This window comes from Pedobacter roseus, from assembly GCF_014395225.1.
GTDB lineage: Bacteria > Bacteroidota > Bacteroidia > Sphingobacteriales > Sphingobacteriaceae > Pedobacter > Pedobacter roseus.
The window spans coordinates 2,034,257-2,053,945 of record NZ_CP060723.1 but is presented as its reverse complement, the minus strand read 5'-3'; the positions used below and the strand labels follow the sequence as shown (position 1 = coordinate 2,053,945).

The 19,689-nt window shown below is 40.7% G+C and carries 11 protein-coding genes; all 11 read right to left on the bottom strand.

From position 1 onward, the window contains the following. Positions 1-27: 27 nt before the first annotated feature. Positions 28-852 carry an SDR family oxidoreductase gene (locus tag H9L23_RS08420; protein ID WP_187594536.1) on the bottom strand — a complete coding sequence of 275 codons (825 nt, stop codon included), beginning with the start codon at positions 850-852 and terminating at the stop codon, positions 28-30. Positions 853-873: 21 nt separating this feature from the next. Then, positions 874-2,340, bottom strand: a complete 1,467-nt coding sequence (locus tag H9L23_RS08415) for a glycoside hydrolase family 30 protein (RefSeq protein WP_187594535.1) — start codon at positions 2,338-2,340, stop codon at positions 874-876. A gap of 189 nt (positions 2,341-2,529) precedes the next feature. Continuing rightward, positions 2,530-3,705, bottom strand: coding sequence for a glycoside hydrolase family 88 protein (locus H9L23_RS08410; protein ID WP_187594534.1), 1,176 nt, complete (start codon positions 3,703-3,705; stop codon positions 2,530-2,532). 1 nt (position 3,706) lies between these two features. Then, entirely contained in the window at positions 3,707-4,894 is a 1,188-nt protein-coding gene (locus H9L23_RS08405) for an alginate lyase family protein (RefSeq protein ID WP_187594533.1), read from the bottom strand. 23 nt (positions 4,895-4,917) lie between these two features. Then, positions 4,918-7,377 (bottom strand): glycoside hydrolase family 2 TIM barrel-domain containing protein, encoded by a 2,460-nt coding sequence (locus H9L23_RS08400; protein ID WP_187594532.1) that lies wholly within the window; start codon positions 7,375-7,377, stop codon positions 4,918-4,920. Between the two features lie 12 nt (positions 7,378-7,389). Next, on the bottom strand, positions 7,390-8,565 hold the full coding sequence (locus H9L23_RS08395; protein ID WP_187594531.1) for a DUF5009 domain-containing protein: 1,176 nt from the start codon (positions 8,563-8,565) through the stop codon (positions 7,390-7,392). Positions 8,566-8,575: 10 nt separating this feature from the next. Further along, positions 8,576-11,218 (bottom strand): glycoside hydrolase family 2 TIM barrel-domain containing protein, encoded by a 2,643-nt coding sequence (locus H9L23_RS08390; RefSeq protein ID WP_187594530.1) that lies wholly within the window; start codon positions 11,216-11,218, stop codon positions 8,576-8,578. A 497-nt stretch (positions 11,219-11,715) separates the two neighbouring features. Continuing rightward, positions 11,716-12,807 carry an endo-1,4-beta-xylanase gene (locus H9L23_RS08385; protein WP_187594529.1) on the bottom strand — a complete coding sequence of 364 codons (1,092 nt, stop codon included), beginning with the start codon at positions 12,805-12,807 and terminating at the stop codon, positions 11,716-11,718. A gap of 3 nt (positions 12,808-12,810) precedes the next feature. Beyond that, a complete protein-coding gene (locus H9L23_RS08380) occupies positions 12,811-14,640 on the bottom strand; it encodes a glycoside hydrolase family 2 protein (RefSeq protein WP_187594528.1) in 1,830 nt (609 codons plus the stop codon). 103 nt (positions 14,641-14,743) lie between these two features. Further along, positions 14,744-16,498 (bottom strand): RagB/SusD family nutrient uptake outer membrane protein, encoded by a 1,755-nt coding sequence (locus H9L23_RS08375; protein WP_187594527.1) that lies wholly within the window; start codon positions 16,496-16,498, stop codon positions 14,744-14,746. A 98-nt stretch (positions 16,499-16,596) separates the two neighbouring features. Further along, on the bottom strand, positions 16,597-19,629 hold the full coding sequence (locus H9L23_RS08370) for a SusC/RagA family TonB-linked outer membrane protein (protein ID WP_187594526.1): 3,033 nt from the start codon (positions 19,627-19,629) through the stop codon (positions 16,597-16,599). Positions 19,630-19,689: the final 60 nt, after the last annotated feature.

Below are 19,689 nucleotides of genomic sequence, written 5' to 3'. Positions count from 1 at the left end.
TATAAGATTACACTGATAATGTGACTTTTAAACTCCGGAGAATGCTGTAAATCCGCCATCTACTTTAATATTTTCGCCATTTACAAATTTAGAGGCATCGCTTAACAAGTATACCAATGCACCAATCAGCTCTTCAGGGGCGCCGAAACGTTTAAATGGTGTTTTATAAATAATGGCCTGCCCTCTTGCAGTTAAGCTACCGTCTGCATTGGTGAGCAAAGCCCTGTTTTGGTTGGTGATAAAAAAGCCCGGAACAATCGAGTTGATCCTGATTTTATCCTGATAGCGGTTTGCGAGCTCTACCGACATCCATTTGGTATAACAATCTATAGATGTTTTGGCCAATGAATAGCCCAATACGCGTGTAATGGCCTGGTTAGCAGAAACTGATGAAATATTCACGATACTTCCCCCATTTTTTGCGATTTCTTTACCAAAAATCTGCGTAGGCAAAATAGTTCCAAATAAATTAAGGTCAAATGCCTGTTTAAGGGCCGGAATGTTAAGGTCAAAAATATCACTTCCGGGCTGGATAACGGCTTCTGCCACATTTCCACCTGCTGCATTAACCAGGGCATCTATACGGCCAAATTCTTTGATAATGGTTTCATTTGCAGTAAGCAGGTTCTGCTCATCCAATACATCAGCAATAATATAAATGGCTTTTCCTCCTGCGTTTGTTACATCAGCAACCCTTTGCTTTGCAGCCTCTTCATTTCTTCCTATAACAACAATTACAGCACCAGCGGCACATAATCCATTTACAAAAGCCTCACCTAAAACACCTGTAGCACCGGTTACTACTACAACTTTATCTTTTAGCGAAAACAGGCTCTCTATTTTTTTCATCATTTTGTTTAGTTCTTTTTAAGGTTATTCTACTACTAATGTGGTTATAGAGTGTGGCAAACTGGTTGTTGTTGCAGCTTCACCCTTAATCCATAAACTATATTTTAATTTGTCATCAGATTGATTCATTACGACTACCACCAACTTACCATCAGTATTGAGGAAAGCGGTTGATTGCAGTTTATCGCGACTAGATGCTGCACCGATCCTTTTGGCACCCGGACGGATGAATTTTGAGAAATGGCCCATGTAGTAATAAGCATTGGTGTAAATCAGCTTATCGTTTTTGGTATCGGCATGTACCGGGGCAAAACAGAAATTACCTACGTGGTTTGGTCCGCCTTTTTCATCTAAAAGAATGTTCCAATCGGTCCAGGCTGCTGTTCCGGCGTTAAAATCATTGATCATTGAATCACCATAACGCTCGCCCAAAGTCCAGTCGTCCAATTTATTTACATCGTATTTTTCTTTACAGCCTTCGGTAAAAATCAGGGCTTTATCAGGATAAGCTTCGTGTGTTTGTTTTACGTTACCAAACTGCATACCGCTACCGGTCCATGTTTCGTACCAGTGGAAACCAATGCCCCAAACATATTTAGCAGCATCTTTATCATTTAAGATGGTGCTTGCCCTCTGGAAAATCTGATCGCGGTTATGATCCCAGGCAATCAGTTTTTTTGAGGCAAGACCTGATTTTTGTAAAGTTGGACCTAAGAAATTTTTAATAAAATCGCGTTCTTCTTCAGCAGTAAAAACGCATGATTCCCATTTTTGCTTTGCCATAGGTTCGTTCTGCACAGTTAAACCCCAGATCGGAATGCCCATGGCCTCATAGGTTTTGATAAATTTAACATAGTGATTGGCCCAGCTCTGACGGAAGGCAGGTAATAAATGTCCGCCCTGTACCAAGCTGTTGTTATCTTTCATCCAGGCTGGTGGCGACCATGGGCTTACAAATAATGGCAGTTTACCGCCCGAAGCAGCAATGGCCTGTTTAATCAGAGGAATTTTAAATTCCTGATCGTGCGCCACGCTAAAGGTTTTAAGGTCTTTATCGTTATCCTGAACATAATTATAACTTCCACTCGAGAAATCGCAACTGGCAATATTGGTACGGGCCAAAGTATAACCTATACCTTTATCAGGACTGTAGTATGCGGTTAAAAGTTCCTGCTGGTTCTTTTTAGAAAGTTTTGCAAAGGTTTCTGCAGAAGCATCCGTTAAAGCACCGCCAATGCCCACTAAAGTTTGATATTTAACTGTAGGATCTACGAAAATACAAGGCTCTGTTTCAAAGGGTTGTTTATTCTCAACAAAACTTAAGGTTTCGGTTTTACTGATGCGGTATTCTGATTTTTCGGCGGTGGTATATACGGTTACTTTTTTATTGGCAACGGTATAGGCTTGTACGGGTTTAGCCACTTTTTTGTTCTGTGCGGCTGCAGTAAATGCAGTTGCCAAAACCAATAGGATGCTCAGATTTTGTTTCATTACAATATATTTATTTAATTTCGTCACCTAAGTGGCGTATTTGCTATTAACAGCGGCCCAATTTCCGAATAAATCGATCATTTACGCCATAAAATTTCAAATTTAACAGCTCAAATCTGATCTGTTCTCAGCCAACCCTGCTTAACCATTTATGATTTAAGGAAATACAGCATTCCTGATCTGAAATTTTTATTTTTTACTTCTCAGCAAAGCTTCCAGGTAATAATAATCTGCATAATTGATCGGCACATCTATTTCCGATTTGGCCGGGCGGTGACCAGTGCTATGCTCTAAAATGAAACCATGATTTTCGCCAGGTTTGCTCGTATATTTTGTACTTAAAGAATATAAAATCTTATCAGCAGCTGCTTTATATTTTTTACTATTTGCAGGGCTATATTTTGCCAATTCGTAAAGTGCAGAGGCAGTAATGGAAGCGGCAGAGGCATCACGAGAAACATCCGGAATTTTTGGATCGTTATAATCCCAATATGGAATACCGTCGGCCGGGGTAATTTTACTATTTAATATAAAGCCCGCAACACCATCAGCCTGAACTAAATATGCTTTATTTTTGGTTTCGCGGTAACACATCGTATAACCATATAATGCCCATGCCTGTCCACGTGCCCATGCCGATTCGTTCGCATAACCCTGTGCTGTTAATTTCTGACGCACATTACCGGTTAAGGTATCATAATCGATTACATGGTAAGAGCTAAAATCAGGTCTGAAATGGTTTTTCATTGTGGTATTGGCGTGTTTCAAAGCAATTTTATAAAACGATGAATCACCTGTTAATTTGGTGGCTTCGAACAACAGTTCAAGGTTCATCATGTTATCGATGATTACGGGGTATTTCCATTTATCACCGTTATGGTCCCACGATTTGATTACGCCAGCCGTAGCATTAAACCTGGTCGACAAGGACTTTGCAGCCTGAATAATTACCGCTTTATAAGCCGGATCGTTGGTTAAACGGTATCCATTGCCGAACGGGCAATAGATCATGAAGCCCAGATCGTGCGTTCCTTTATTAAATTGTTCCTTTTTGATGTCTTCGGTATATTTTTTAGCCAATTCGAGCCATTTTTTATCTTTGGTGTACTGATAGAAATACCAGAGTTCTGCCGGGAAGAATCCACTGGTCCAATCTTTGGAGACCACCATTTTAAACTGACCGTTTTCTACCGTACGCGGGGAAACCAGGTTTGGCTTAATTTTTCTCGCTGAATCTACATTTTTGATCAATACACCGGTTTGTTTGGCTGCTGATGCAAAAGCCCTAGCTACATTTACTTGCTGTGCCTTTACAATACTGAATGACAGCATACTTAATGCTGTTATGGTTAATTTTATATTCATGTTATAACCAGATTAATGGGTTACGGATAGGTAAATTTCTAATAACTTCTTCTACTTGTGGGTTGTGGTCTAATTTTGCCCAGGTTTGGTACCAGTTTGCCTGCTGATATTCTACCGCACCAAACAATAAAAAAGGTTGTGCAACCGGCCAGTTATCCCAGTACATCACATCGGGTTTTAAAGTCCATTTGCTTTTATCGGCTATAAATGGATACAGGTAGTTGATTCCTTTTTTGATTGATTTGCCATCTGCAGTTTCAAAGTTCCAAAGGTTATCTTTTGGGATAGATAAAATCTGGCAGAGCATCGTCATCGCATCGAGATTGAAGATCGAATAACCATAAGGCTTGGTTCTGGCCATTTCCAAAGGGAAACTACCATCCGCCCCCATTTGATTGGGCAATAGGATGGTTTTATAACTGGTACGTAAAGAATCGAGCATATTTTCGTCGCCACAAAGTCTGGCAAAAGAAGCCACCTGCATGGCCCAACAAGTTGCATGGTTGTTTTTAACCGTTTTCTCCTGGATGCCTGGTTTACTGGTATTTAACCATAAAGTATAGTCGGCGAACCATTTTTTAACTCCTTTAGCCGTATTTGGATCGAAAGCTTTGGCTTTTTGCATCACAAACGCGCCCTGAGCCACTTCCATCAGGTGAATCGTATCGATGATGCCGTAATTACGTCCAGTAAATTTTCCTTTTACTGCCTGTGCAAAAAGCAAATTAGGGTTCATCAGTGTTTCTGCATTGATAAACCAGGCCTGAAAATGTTTAACGGCCTCTTTAACATACTTTTCATCGCCTGTAATTTTGTAAGCGGAGGCTAAAGCGCCTATGATCTTACTGAAACGCACCATGGCTTTGCGGTGAGCTAAAAAGTTATCGGGATTGGTTAATCCATCTCTGTTGATGTAAGGACCGTCAGGGTTTTGCGGATCGGGCCAGAAGTAATCGGCTTCTGAGAAGAAATCGTGTTTTCCTCCAGCGCTCCTTGGCGAAGTAGAAGCGGTTACAGTAATTGGCTTTTGCTGCATAGCCCAGGCAGCTTCGGTCAAAATCTGTTTTTTTAGCAGCGCTTCCGCATGCTTTTTTAAATCGGTTCCTTTCGGATCAGATTTGAGGGATGAAAATGCTATCTCTGTAAAACAGAGCAGCACTAATGATGCACAGGAGATGATTTTTTTCATTGCTTATATATTTGGTCTAGATGTTATAGTGTTGTAAAAACTGTTTTCAAACCTTCAGAACTCACGGATACTGCGCTTTGCCCCTTGTTTAATTTCACTTTGATAATCGCTCTGCCATTGTAAGCCTGCACTTTGCGTGATCCAGACGAAGTGCCTTGATTATCAATTAATTTACCATCACCAGTTAAACCAAAAGTGATCCAGTTAATGGCATCTAAGCACTGTACACCTTTAGCATCAAAAAGCTTTACTTCAGCAGTTGCCACATCATCCTGCTGATCGATTTTCTTCAATTCCATTATAGCAGGTTTGGTCCATTTTTCGGTCTGGTAAGTAAATTTAATTTCGTCGGTTACTGTTTCTTTTCCTTGTTTGGCAATTACTTTAACAGTATTTTCGCCCTTAACAAAAGGAAGGTTCCAGCGCAAGCCTGCTGCAGGGTAATCCTGACTATTGCGTTTTTTGCTGCCGAAACTTTTACCATTTAAGAAAATTTCTGCTTCTGTACAGTTCGAGTATACTTTAACCATTTTCTCTTCGCCTTCGTCGCCCCAACGTACCGGCCAGGTATGTCCATAAATGTGTACCATCGGTTTGTCTGTCCAGTAGGATTGGAAAACATAATAAGCTTCCTTTTTAGTGAAATCGCGTTCTACCACCCCTTTCTGGTTCATGTAAGGCACCGGGTTATCAGGACGTACCGGTGTAGAGAAATCTTTAAAAGGCCAGTAAGCTGTACCGCTTAACCAGGGCATGGTTTCCTGTTCCTTTAAATGCCAATCGATTAAATTGGTGATGTAAGATTCGCTCCAGTCGCCATCTTTCGAAATTCTTGCAGCACCACCATATAATGATGCATCACCTGCCCTTTCATCAGCACTGCCACCAGTTTTAATCTTACTTAAAGCTTTATCAGGGTTTTCTGAATGACGAAGCGCATGGCTGTCTCCTCCCCACTCCACATGTAAAAAACGCTTCACCCTGGCAAACTCATCTTCCGAAGCTTTTTTATAATCAGTATAGGCACCACGATACCAGCCGGCCCAGATAGAGGGTGAATAAACATCTACAATATCACTGCAGAAATCGCAACGGCGGATGGCGGTATAGCGCGATTTATCGAGCTGGTGAGAAAGATCATTCAATTCTTTCATAAAAGCCCTGATTTTTTCTTTGTCAAATTCAGGGAAATCGCCAGGCCAGTCGTTTTCGTTGCCCATTCCCCAAATGATAATGGCAGGATGGTTATAATGTTGCTCTACCATATTGGTAAGCATTCTTTTGGCTTGTTGTTTGTAAATATCGCCGCCTAAACCACCACGGCACCATGGAATTTCTTCCCACACCATTATGCCTAAACTATCGCAAAGGTTTAGTACAATGCGCGATTGCTGGTAATGCCCCAGGCGGATAAAATTAACCCCCATATCTTTCATCATTTGCATTTCCTGGCGGATCATACCTTCAGTCATGGCTGCTGCAACACCTGCATGATCTTCGTGACGATGCGTTCCACGTAACAATAAACGTTTTCCGTTGAGGTTAAAAGGTCCTTTTTCTACAAATTCGATGTTACGGAAACCGATTTTTTCTTCTCCTTTATATTTTCCTGTTGAAGCGATTACTTCATATTGCAAGGTATACTGAAGAGGTTTATCAGTATTCCATAAAACAGGCTTTTTAATTACGATATCCCATAGTTTTAAATCATCCGAAATTTCTATTTTTTTATAGGTTTCATTTACAATTTTCCCATTTGGATCAATCAATTTATATTTAATACTTGCTCCTCCTATATGATCAGGATTATAAAACCTGGCCTTAACACTTAATTTACCCAATTTACCCTGCGCATCTACCTCGGCTTTGGCAAACATTTTATCAACTGAAAGTGATGGTACATAAACCAGGTTGAGGTAGCGGTAAATCCCACCGTAGATATTAAAATCGGATAAATCGGAAGGAATCATTTCGAGATCTCTTGAATTATCGGTCCTTACTGAAACCGGAACTTTACCTTTAAACTGTTTTTGGTAGACATCCGTTTTTTTGAAAGCCGCCACCGCATCGGTAATGTCAACCGTCCATTCATCATAACCACCTATATGGCTACCTACTTTTGTGGTGTATACATAAACTTCAGTTTTTTGTCCGGCACCTTCAAAATGCAAAATGGTTCTTCCACCCTGGTAAGGATTTTCGATGCTAAGCTGCGTACGGTACCAGGCCGGACCCTGATAATAGTTTATGTCAGGATCTACCGCATCCTCTGCATTTACACAATGTGGTAAAGTCACTTTTTGCCAAAGGGGTACGGCTTCCGGATTGCCTGCACCTACGGGACGAACGGCTTCCCAGATCCCACCCAAATCTTGTTTTAAAAACTCCCAATTGTTATTCAAACGAACCGATTGCTGCGCAAACAATAACTGATTGGTAAACAACGTGATGAATAAAACTATGTAACTAACTTGCTTTAACATGTATCTTGAATATTAAACTTTTAAACGCAATTTTTTCTTTTCTAAAAAGTACACGATCCCGATGACCAAAAGGGCGATAAAAAAGGACCTGATGATGCCGCCAATACCTGAACTGAGGAAATGCGGGAAGCGAAAATGAACTAAACTAAAAATAGAATACAGTAAATAAGGAATGAGATAACAGGTTAAAGTACTGGTACCGGCAGGTTTGATTATCTTAAACCAATCTTTTTTCTGTTTTACATCAACGAGGTAAATTAATAGTTCGAAAACGATGATGGTAATGCCCATGCATACGAATATCCAGGCTGGTGTGGCATAAATTTTAGAAATTCCGCCTGCATAAGGCCTGATAAACATGCCAAAAGCAAAAGAAAGAAGACCATAAAAGGTAATCAGGATCCATAAATCGAGGTATTTTTTGTTTTCGATCAGCTTTTTATACATCGAAGTGATCAATACCCCGCCTAACATTAAGGTAATGGAAGAAGCATCGCCGATGATCCATAATCGGTGGTTAAAAATACCTGTATGTGTAGTAATGTTGATGGCTGCAAATGCTACAAAGGCAAGCATGAGTACAAAAATATTTCCTTTGGAAAAAAGATACACAAAAGCAGAAACGAGATAAGCCCAGCCGATAATCCCCAAAATACCCCACCAATGCGGTTTTAAAGCTTCAGGATTTTCTGCCGAACCACCCTTATAGATCAGGGCCAATATTACAATCAATACGATTCCCAAAACGATAAATGCATTCTTTTTAAGTTTAGACATCCCCGCAGGATAATCTAACCAGATTAAAAAGAAGGAAATGGTTAGGAAAATAGTATAAACCGAATAAGGCAACAAGGCCGACTGTTTATCGTAATTTTCTAAATTAACATGAAAAAAGCCCATTACAATTAAAGCCAATGCCCTTAAGGCAATGTAACCAGAAATAGAAAGCAGGTCCGCTCCTTTATTCTTTCTGCCTTGAATTGCATAAGGCAGTGAAAGCCCGACAATAAACAAAAATGCCGGAAAAATCAGGTCCGAAAAACCCATTCCATCTACATCCGCTTCAGTATGTTTTAGCCATTCTGGAATATGTGATACGCCAGCCACGTCGTTCACAAAGATCATCAGAAACATGGTGATGGCCCTTAAAACGTCGATCGATAAAATACGGAGCGGTAACTGGTTCATTATTTAAGGATTAATAGATTTTTCTAAGCTGAACTGCATTTAAAACCGGCTTACCCTTGATGGCATTAAAATCAATTGAAATGCCTTTGCCATTTTGTACGGTAATCCTGGTTGTTTTTTTAACAGCTGTAGTATAACCGAAATCGGCAGCCAGGTTCAGTTTTGGCAAAAATGCTGTTCCGTTGATGGAAACATCGAAAATACGCTGTTCTTCTACCTCTTTTTTATGGTTATTATCTAAATTATAGGCTAAAGCTTCTTTGGTTTCTCCACCAACCAGTTCGGCAAAATAAAGTGCCAGTTCGTATTCGCCATCCGGAACATCGAATTTAAACTGTTTAATGCCTACCTGCTGGGTTTGAAAAACCGGATCGTTATCGGTACCCAAAATATTCTTGTCGCTGCCATAGGTAATACGGTTGTTGGTTCCTTTGTAAGGATCGCCACCTATCCAGCCCCATGCACCTGCTTTATATGGCTGATCGGGCATCCAGAGCTGATGCTCTTTTTCGTCGATATAAAAACGTTTTGAACCCAAAAGAATGTTGATGTTTTTAAAAGGAACGTTGGCATCATTAAACTTAAAAGGCTGCAACTGGAAATTGATATCGGCCTGATCGTTCTGATCGCCGGAAACTACACGTAACTGGTTTTTTCCGTTAATAAAAGGTACCTGCCAATCAATAATGTGATCAACGGCATCTTTTACGCCCAAACTTTTACCATTAACAAAAAGTTCGGCAGATTTTTGGTTTGTAGCCACCTGAACAGGCTGGTTGCTGGTTAAAGCGGCAGAATCTGCTGTACCTGTTCTATCTTTCCATTGCGCGGAAGTAATCTTCAAATAAGGTTTCTTCAATAAATATGCCTGATAAAGAAAATAAGTATCTTTTGGCTCCCGACCTATGGTTAACAACCCTTTATTGTTGATGTGCGGCATGGTTTCTTCGCGGGTTTCGGAGTTGAAATCGGCTAAATTCCAGGCTTCACCACCGGCTACAAATGGCCTGCTTAACATGGCATTTAAATAAACCTGGTTGAATTTGATGCCATACTCTACACTTTTATCAAAACGGATGGGCGAAAAGGAACGGATCCTCGGATCGGCATCTGCTCCGTATTCCGTAACCATAAAAGGTGTATTGGGCAATTCTTTGTGGTGGCGGTCTAAAAATTTGCCGAAATCTTCCGGAACACCTGAATACCAACCAGAATATAAGTTCCAGCCTACAATCATCGGGATTTTGGTTAAACCCACTTTGTTATAAATATCCCAGGCACCGTGGTTAACCAAAAGGGTATATCGGGATGGATCCAGTTTGCGCGTTAAACTATCCAGTTTTTGGGCAAGCCCGCGTACATGATCGAAATAAATCTGTTGACGGGGTTTATCGTTAGAGAATTTTAAACGCAACAAAATTTCGTTCATATAAGCCCAGATGATGATACTGGGGTGATTGAAATTCTGTTTAATCATTTCCGTCTGCATGTTCAAACAGTTGTTGGTAAAAGCTTCTGTTTCAGTAATGGTGTTTACCACGGGAATTTCTACTGACGCCAGAATACCCAAACGGTCGCAGGCTTCTAAAATCTGCGGGTCCTGCGGATAGTGGGCTACTCTTAAAAAGTTTCCGCCCATGGCTTTAAGCAGTTCGATATCTCTGATCTGTAAAGCATCGGGCGTGGCATTACCCCTGTTTTCATAATCCTGGTGACGACTTGCACCCATGATTTTCACAGGTTTATCGTTTAGGAAAAATCCTTTTTCGGCATCAAATTTAAACCAACGGAAACCCAAAGGATTAGAAACCTGATCGATTACGGATTTGGTTTTGGCATCGATAACTTTGGTGACAACGCGATATAAATAAGGATTTTCAGGCGACCATAACTCTGGTTTCTGAATCGACTTAATATCCTGAACCACCACCATATTGCCACCTTTATTGATATTTACAGCGGTAGTTTGATCGGTAACGGTATTACCCTTCGCATCGAAAATGGTGGTAATTACCTGTACTTTTTGATTAACTGTCGAAGCATTATCGATCGAACTTTTAACCTGTACACTAGCAGTTGAAGCCGAAACCTGCGGTGTACTAATAAAAACACCATTGCTTCCGTTCTCTTTTTGCGAAAAATGAACCGGATTGGCAATTAATAGCGTCACATTTCTGTATAAACCACCAAAAAAGGTAAAATCGGCTGTTAAAGGAGGAATATCTTCGTTAAAGCGGTTATTGGCCCTTACTTCGATTACATCATCTTTATAGTTGAGATAAGCAGAAATGGGTACGATAAAACGGGTATAACTACCAATATGTTTGGCTGCAGATTTTCCATTAACCAATACTTCAGCTTCCTGTGCCACACCGTTAAAAACCAAAAAGATATCTTTTCCTCTTGCAGTTTCATCAAGCTTTAATTTACGTTTGTAAATACCCAAACCACGGTAATAACCAGGCGCATCATCTAATACGTCTTTATCGTTCCAGGTATGTGGAATAGTTACTTTTTCTATTGGTCCGTTTTCTTTGTTAAATTCCCATTGATCGTTCAGGCTGATGGTTCTTCGGCCAGCATCCTGGGCAAAGCTGGTTAAGCCCGTACCCGCAGCAATAAGTAGTAATAAAAATGATTTCGCTTTTAACATTCGTTTAGTTTTTTCTCAGGTTATTTGGTTTGTGTTGCCACGGTATGCTTTTTTGACCACAAAGGCACGAAGTCACTAAGCTTCCATGGTCTGTACCCCCACAGACCATTTGTTTATTGTTTTACGACAAAGGTTATCTACGCAAATCCTCCGTGTTTCTGTGTCTCCGCAGCTAACCAACTTTTTTTTGCCACAGATGCACGGAGGACACGGAAAATTTTCCTACTTCTTATCCATGGTCTGTGTCTACACGTACCATTTGTTTAACCTAAGGGTTTATACAAAATCCTCCGTGTTTCTGTGTCTCCATGGCTAACCGACTTTTTTTTTGCCACGGATGCACGGAGTGCATGGAAAATTATTCTATCCATGGTCTGTGCCTCCACATACCATTTGTTTAACCTAAAGGGTTTACACAAAATCCTCCGTGTTTCTGTGTCTCCGTGGCTAACCAACTTTTTTTTGCCACAGATGCACAGAGTGCACGGAAAATGCCCCTATTTCACACCATCTAAAATTCCTTGATAAGCTGCTTTTCGCTGATATTGCGCATCAAATGGCAGTGGCCAATCCAGGCGGTTGTAATTGGAAGGAATCCAGCTATCGGCATCGGTTACATTCCATTGTGTAATGCCATATTGCTGACTTTTAGGAATGGCATTATAAGCTTTAACAATGGTTTTATATTTTGCGGCTTGTTGCTCGCCCAATGCTGTAGTATAAGTCATTGATTGCACATTATCAGGATTTAAGGAAATATCAATCTCTGAAATGTGAATTTTTAATCCTGTAGCCGCTGCTGTAGTAATGGCGGCAATTAAATTGGCATCAGTTTGGGTTACACGGGTATGCATCTGGATCCCGATTCCATCAATGGGAATACCCTTATTTTTTAAACCAGTAACCAGGTTTAGGATGGCAGTACGTTTGGTGGGGCCAAATTCGTGACCATAATCATTGTAAAACAGTAAGGCATTTGGATCAGCTTCGTGTGCATACTGAAATGCCCTACCGATATAATCGGCGCCCAATTTTTGCACCCAGATGCTTGGCCGAATGGTGCCATCTTCGTTAACTGCTTCGTTTACCACATCCCAGGAGGCTACTTTACCCTTGAAATGCCCAACAACAGTTTGGATATGAGTTTTTAATAGATTTTCCCATTCGGCAGTAGTACCCTGAAAATTATTTACCCAATCCGGTAATGATTTATACCAGTTTAGGGTATGTCCGTGGACTCTTTTTCCATTGGCTACGGCAAAATCAACCAGGTAATCGGCATCGCTCCAGGTATAGGCATCTTTTGAAGGATGTACGGATGCAAATTTCATGGCATTTTCTGCCGTAACACTATTAAATTCTTTAATAACCAGATTGCGGTAGTTAGCATTGCTTTTTAAAAGACTTACGTTAATGGCAGCTCCCATAGGGAAAGGCATACTTTTTAATGTAATTTCTTCTGTCAATTGTGTTGGTGTTACCATTCCGGGATCGATACTAGTGCTTTTGTACTTGGCACAGGAGATGGTTAACAGCGACATCGAAATCATGATTTTCGAAGCGAAACTAATTTTCTTTAATCTGTTCATAATTTATTTGTATTTGACCTGTATTTGGTCGTAAAAATCTTTCAGCACAAAAAAGGCTTTCTTTTTCTTGCCTGTTTCGCTGATCAGACCTTTACGGTTCCAGAAATTCTGATAAATAGGGTGTTGTCTGCGTGGTGACCTGAAATCGGTTAAAATCCATGGCGTCATTCCGCGTAAAGCACCAATTTTACTCAATAAGGTAATCTGATTCTTGTATAGGGCTTCCTGATATTCTTCGCTCCAACGGGTATTTTCATCGGCATGGAAACCACCAAGGGCATCGCCACCAAACTCTGTGATCACTACCGGTTTTTTATATTTAATATCGAAATTGTATTTGGTAATTTCTGATGGATTACCGCCCCAATACCAGCCAGCATATTCGTTAAAACTAACAAGGTCGATTTTTTCGCCTAAAGGATCATTTAAAATGATGTTGTTTCCTTCACGGTGCACCTCTAAAGCCGCAGCCACCAAACGGGTATCATCCAAAGAACGGGCAGTTTCGGCTAAATTGCTCATAAAACTTAAACGGGCATCACTTAATGGTGTTTCGTTACCGATCGACCAAACAATTACACTCGCCCGGTTTTTGTCGCGTACAATTAAATCAGTGAGTTGTTGCTTGGCATTGGCGTAGGTTGCAGGATTTGTCCAGCTGATGGTCCAGTAAACAGGAACTTCGGCCCAAACTAATAAACCCATTTCATCAGCAAGGCGGATCATTTCTTCGTTGTGCGGATAATGTGCCAGGCGAACGTAATTACAGTTCATGTCTTTTGCCCATTGCAGCATCATGCGCATGTCGCCTTCTGAACGTAAACGGCCAGCCAACAATGGATTTTCATCATGTAGCGAAATCCCCCTTAAGAAAACAGATTTACCATTTAATAAAATACTGTCTCCATCCACCTGAATGGTGCGGAAACCAATTTTATCATTGATATTTTCTTTGTCGGTTTTAATGTTTACCGCGTAAAGTTTCGGGCTTTCCGGCGACCATAAATTCAAATTATTCCAGGTAAACTCATCAGCAATTTTACCTTCTGAATCGGTTTTATATTTCTTTTCTAATTTTAACTCCGGGATAGATAACGTAATCTCCTGACCTGCGGTTGCATCGGCCAGTTTAACCGAAAAATTTAACAGGTTTTTGTTTCCTTTAACCAACTGAAGTTTATAATCGTTGATGAAATGCTCTGGAAATTCGGCCAGAAAAACATCACGGGTAATGCCCCCATAATTCCACCAATCGGTGTTTACTGTAGGGATTTCATCCTGTTTACGGATGTTATCCACTTTAAGTACGATTGAATTTTCGCCTGCTTTTAAGTTATTGGTTACATCAAACTGGAAAGGTGTAAAACCGCCTTTATGTACGCCCAGTTTTTTACCGTTCAGGTATACATGTGCTTCGTAATTTACTGCACCGAAATACACGAAATATCTTTTCCCTTTTTCGGGTTTGGCATCGAACTTTTTGCGCAACCAAACATTGCCTTCATAAAGTTCCAGCTTTTCTGATTGTGAGTTCCAGTCGCCGGGAACATTCATTTGCGGGGAATGATCAAAATCATATTCGATCAGTTCTGATTTATCTTTTTGAACCTTATCATCAAAATAACCACCTGTTCCTGTTTTCGATTGATCGAATGGCTCATGGCGGTAATCGTAATAACCGTTTTCGTAAGGATCTATAATATAGTTCCACTTACCGTTCAGGCTCTGAATTTTACGGGCCTGGATATTCTGTATAGCGGTAACCTGACCGTAACTGATTGAAGAAAGGAGCGAAAAGCAGATTAAAAATACGCTATAGGTTGTTTTCAGCATAACTTAAGTTTTAATATTAATTAATTGATCGTTCCCAAAACTAACAATTAATTAACGGACGGTGTTTCCACCGCCCGCCTAAATTTGAGCAAAATCTAGTTTTTTATTGATATCCCGGGTTTTGTCCTAAACTCGGAGCTTTGTTTAATTCGGTCTGAGAAATCGGATAAAGATAATTTCTCGCTGCAAATACTCTATTCTCTACTGTAAAAGGGGTATAAGTAAAAGTAGTTGCAGATAATGGGGTAATTCTCATACCTGTAACTGGTTTATTAAAAGTAATTTCTCCTTCTTTCCACCTGCGTACGTCATAAAAGCGATGCTCTTCGAAACACAGCTCTACCCTGCGCTCGCTATGAATCCGTTTGCGCAATTCGTCTTTTGCTGGCGCTACATAACCGTTACCGGCGGCATTGGTGGTTTGCAATGCCGGCATGGCTACCCCTGTTCTGTTACGGATCAGGTTTAACACCCTTAAAACTTCGGTTTGTCCGGCTATGCCCTGTACTTCGTTTACGGCTTCAGCATAATTCAGGAGAATTTCAGCATACCTGAATAAAATCCACGGACGGCGGATATTGGTTGCTGTACCTGTCCAAACAGCACTTTCACTTAAATATTTACGCATGTAATAACCCGTTTTTGTGGCATTTACATTAAGTCCTAAGCCATCTTTACCGCCCACAAAAGTTTCTACAGGTTTCCCTTTAAAATTGTTGGCCGCCACAACGGGCTGTACCGAGGCGGTATTAAACATCACGGTGAAAGCTAACCTTGGATCGCGGTTGGCATAGGGGTTTGTGGCTACATAACCCGAACTGGCATCAGTAATGGGCCTTCCAGTTGTTTTCATTTCAAAAGCATCCACCATTTCCTGAGTTGGATTGGTACGGCCTGTTGCACCATCATAACTAATTGGTGCATTAGTGCTTTCGATGGAATTGGTATTTAGCGTTTGAGTAGCAAAGATAACTTCTGTGTTATAGGCTGCTCCAGAGACATTCCACAACCAAATGTTGGGATAAGAGGAGTAAATATTATGTTTACCGGTATCCATCAGCCTTTTGGCTGCATCAAGGGCAGCCTGCCATTTGGTAACATCGTTGGTTGGATTATATTGCGGACTGGCTGCATACAACAACATCCTCGATTTTAGTGCCATAGCCGAAGTTTGTGTAGCCCTGCCACGGTTGGTGGTATTCCATTCGGATGGCGAAAGTGGCAACCGGGTTATAGCCGCTTCACAATCTGCAGAAATCTGTGCCACACACTGATCGAAAGTATTTCTGGGTACATCAAGTTTGTCGCTAATGGTTAACGATTTGGTTACAATGGCAAAACTTCCGTAACGTTTAAGCAACTCGAATTCGAAAAATGCCCTTAAAAAATAAGCCTGACCTTTTAAACGCTCTATTTGTGAGGCATAAGTCTGATTTTCGGCTATGTTGGCGGGCAATACTTCATCAATTGGAACAATGGCACTACCGTCAACCTTTTCGAGGAACATATTTGCTTTTCTGATGCCCACGTACATATCCACATAAACATCATCAAAGGTTCTCACCGGACTCCAGGTACCATTGTTTAGTGTAGAAATTGAGGCATTTAAATTGGAATTTACCGCTTCATCAGTTCCGGATGCCAGTAGTGCACCATCGCCAAGATTATATCGGTCAGAAACAACAGAATATACATTGTTTAGGAAATTCCTCGCATAATCGGGGTTTGCCCATAATTGTGCCTCGGTAATATCGTTAGTCCCGCTAAAAGATCCATCCTGAAGAAAGTCATCTTTTTTACATCCAGCTACCTGTAAGGTTACAAAGGTAAGGACCAGATAAAATATATTTTTTTTCATCTTTTTTTTATTTATTTCAACGGTGATGAAGCTATCATGATTTTAAGCATATCTTATTAGAAAGTTGTAAAATCATGATGGTTTCATTGTCTTATCTTTTAAAATTTCAAGTTCAACCCAAGTGAATAAATTTTCATATAAGGATATGAAGCATTGTATCCCGATTCGGGCAATTCCGGATCGATAGGTAAATCGCCAAGTTTATCAAACGTTAACAGGTTTAATCCACCTACATAAAAACGGAGCTGTGAAATTTTTAGCCTTTTGATAAATGCCGGAGATAGTGAGTAACCTAATTCAACATTTTTTAACCTGATGTAATCGCCGGAGCGGATCCAGAAATCTGAGTTGGCCGTGTTGTTCCCCCTATCAGTTAATAATAACCTAGGATAAGGAGCACTTGTATTGCCTGGCGTCCACCTGTCTACACTAAACTGGCTTAAGTAACCATTATTCGCGTTACCCGAGTTAACCAGATTTTGAATAGTGATTGAACGGCCGCTGGTGCCCTGAAACAAGAAATTAAGGTCGAAATTTTTAACTGATACTGAAGCACCAAAACCAAAGAATGCTTTTGGCACAAAGTTGAAATCGGTTCTTACCCGGTCAAGGTCGTTAATCTGGCCATCACCATTCTGGTCAACATATTTGATATCCCCTGGCTTTACGGATCCGGATAACATCTGTTTTGGTGAAGCATCAATTTCTGCCTGCGATTGGAAGATCCCATTGGATATCAACATGGTAGAAATATAACCTGCTCCGGTAGTTGCAGTTGCTGCAGGCGAAATCACACTCGAAATTGGGTGCCCCAATTGTTTTTGATATGAGGGTAAACCGGCTCCTTCGTTTATGGCAAGGATTTTACTTACATTATAGGTAAAGTTCCCGAAAACGTTCAGGTTGACTGCGCCTATTTTTTTGTTGTAGTTGATACCCGTTTCGAAGCCCCGATATTCAGCTTCTCCTTCGTTAACATAAATTAAACTCTGACCGAGTAAACTTGGCAGTAAAGAAGCCGTAGTTAAATCTTTTCTGTCTTCGTAAAAATAATCGGCACTGATTGATAATGATTGCTTGAACAATTTGGCATCGAAACCAAGACTGGTTTTATAAGCTTTTTCCCAGGTTAAATCGGGATTGGCCAAAGCCAGTTGTCCGGTTCCGCTCACCCCAGTAAAAGCAGTACCAAAATTGTAACCTGTTGTGCTTCTGCTGTAGAAATCGTTAAAGGCAAACCTTCTGGCCGAGCCAATGGCATCGTTACCCACTAAACCATAAGAGCCCCTGATTTTTAACAGGTCTAAGAAACTGCCGGATCCTTTCATAAAATTCTCATCAGAGATGATCCATCCAGCAGATGCAGCAGGAAAAAAACCATATCTTTTGCCAGGAGCAAAGTTCTCAGAGCCCGAATAATTAGCCGTTACATCAACAAAATAACGTTGTATAAAATTGTATGATAGACGGTTAGACCAGCCTTCTCTTCGAACATCCAAACTTCCGAATGAAGATAAATTTGCCCTCGAAACCCTGGTTGAGAATTTGATATCGTGTTTACCGAAAGTACGGTTGTAATCCAAACCAGCCCAGAACTCACTTTTTTTAACGTTACCAGAAAATGCATTCCCCTGGTAGTTTACCTTGCTTGCGGTACCAAATGGCGAATAAGTACCATCTGCATTAAGTACTGCGGTTGCATAAGTTTCTGCAAAACCTGAGCGATACAAACCTGCAATATCATAAGCATAAAAAACCTCGCCAGATAAACCTTTTAAAATACCGTCCATTTTTTGGCGGGCACTGATGGTTGCAATCATGTTCCGCATTAAATCGGTACTAGCACCTCTCGATTGCATCATGGCCAGTGGATTGCTTTGCTGATAAACAGATGTTCCACCATAAGATCCGTTAGGATTTAAGATCGGGAAAGCATTTGCAGGTGTAGAATATACCGCAGTTAAAAAAGTACCTGTACCTGCATTTGGGAAAGTTAGGGTGGTAATCCTGCCGCCAATATCTAAAGCTACATCTAAATTTTTGTTTACGTGCAGATCTAAATTGGTACGGAGGTTATAACGGCTAAAATCGGTATTGGCATCGTAGGTTTCGCTATTTCCACCTTTATAGAAGCCACCTTGCTGGTAAGCACTTAATACAGTATAATACTTGATAAATGCATTACCACCAGTTACTGAAGCCACATAACGTTGTGTTGGCGCTACTCTTTTTGTAAAATCCCTTACAAAGTTGTTGTTCGGATATTTAATCGGATCAGAACCATCCTGATAAGCCTGTAAAGCAGCAGGACCATACACAGCCGTACCACCACTGTTTATCGATGCTTCATTATAAAGTGTAGCATAAGAGTAAGCATCTAAAGGGGCTGTAATCTGCAACGGAGCCTGTAAACCGGCCTGTGCATCGAAACTTACTTTGGTAGAAGTTGCACTGCCACGGCGTGTTTTTACATAAATTACACCATTACCACCATACATACCATACCAGGCCAGTGTTGCCGCATCTTTTAATACACTTACGCTTTCAATTTCATTTAAATCCATCGAGGTAAAATCCCTCTCAATACCATCTACCAGTACCAATGGTTCCTGGTTGCTGTTGTAAGATGAGCGGCCCCTAACTAAAAAACTCGATGCATCGTAGCCAGGTTGTTGTGAGCCACTTGGATATACTGCCAAACCTGCCAGCCTGCCGGTGAAAACATTGGTTAATGAAGACGATGGGATCTGAGGCAGATTTTCTGCTTTGATGGTACTGATGGTTGCGGTAACCTCTCGTCTTTTTCTAACCCCAAAAGGAATATACACCAAATCATCATCTCCGGCATCAACCAAAGATTTGGTTAAAACCACATCGGCTTTACTTACCTCAGCTGCTGGTTTTAATATCGTTCCATACCCCAAAAACTTAAATACAATTACATCGCTGCTTGTTGCATCTATTGAAAAAGTACCATCCGTACCAGTATAAACAGCTTTATTGGTTTTATCCTCCTGAATGAAAATGGCTACACCAGGAAGCGGTTTTTTATCCTGATCTACAACTTTCCCGGTTATGGTCAACTTTTCATCAGGTTTTTGCCCATAAACACTCAGCATTCCTGCCATCATGAATAAGAGACATATAATATATTTTGATTTTATAAATTTCATTTTGAAAATCTTTAGCGT

What these genes read in the sequence shown, in the direction of transcription:
- H9L23_RS08420 (WP_187594536.1), bottom strand. Translation starts at nt 852, where the DNA reads ATGATGAAAAAAATAGAGAGCCTGTTTTCGCTAAAAGATAAAGTTGTA.
- H9L23_RS08415 (WP_187594535.1), bottom strand. Translation starts at nt 2,340, where the DNA reads ATGAAACAAAATCTGAGCATCCTATTGGTTTTGGCAACTGCATTTACT.
- H9L23_RS08410 (WP_187594534.1), bottom strand. Translation starts at nt 3,705, where the DNA reads ATGAATATAAAATTAACCATAACAGCATTAAGTATGCTGTCATTCAGT.
- H9L23_RS08405 (WP_187594533.1), bottom strand. Translation starts at nt 4,894, where the DNA reads ATGAAAAAAATCATCTCCTGTGCATCATTAGTGCTGCTCTGTTTTACA.
- H9L23_RS08400 (WP_187594532.1), bottom strand. Translation starts at nt 7,377, where the DNA reads ATGTTAAAGCAAGTTAGTTACATAGTTTTATTCATCACGTTGTTTACC.
- H9L23_RS08395 (WP_187594531.1), bottom strand. Translation starts at nt 8,565, where the DNA reads ATGAACCAGTTACCGCTCCGTATTTTATCGATCGACGTTTTAAGGGCC.
- H9L23_RS08390 (WP_187594530.1), bottom strand. Translation starts at nt 11,218, where the DNA reads ATGTTAAAAGCGAAATCATTTTTATTACTACTTATTGCTGCGGGTACG.
- H9L23_RS08385 (WP_187594529.1), bottom strand. Translation starts at nt 12,807, where the DNA reads ATGAACAGATTAAAGAAAATTAGTTTCGCTTCGAAAATCATGATTTCG.
- H9L23_RS08380 (WP_187594528.1), bottom strand. Translation starts at nt 14,640, where the DNA reads ATGCTGAAAACAACCTATAGCGTATTTTTAATCTGCTTTTCGCTCCTT.
- H9L23_RS08375 (WP_187594527.1), bottom strand. Translation starts at nt 16,498, where the DNA reads ATGAAAAAAAATATATTTTATCTGGTCCTTACCTTTGTAACCTTACAG.
- H9L23_RS08370 (WP_187594526.1), bottom strand. Translation starts at nt 19,629, where the DNA reads ATGATGGCAGGAATGCTGAGTGTTTATGGGCAAAAACCTGATGAAAAG.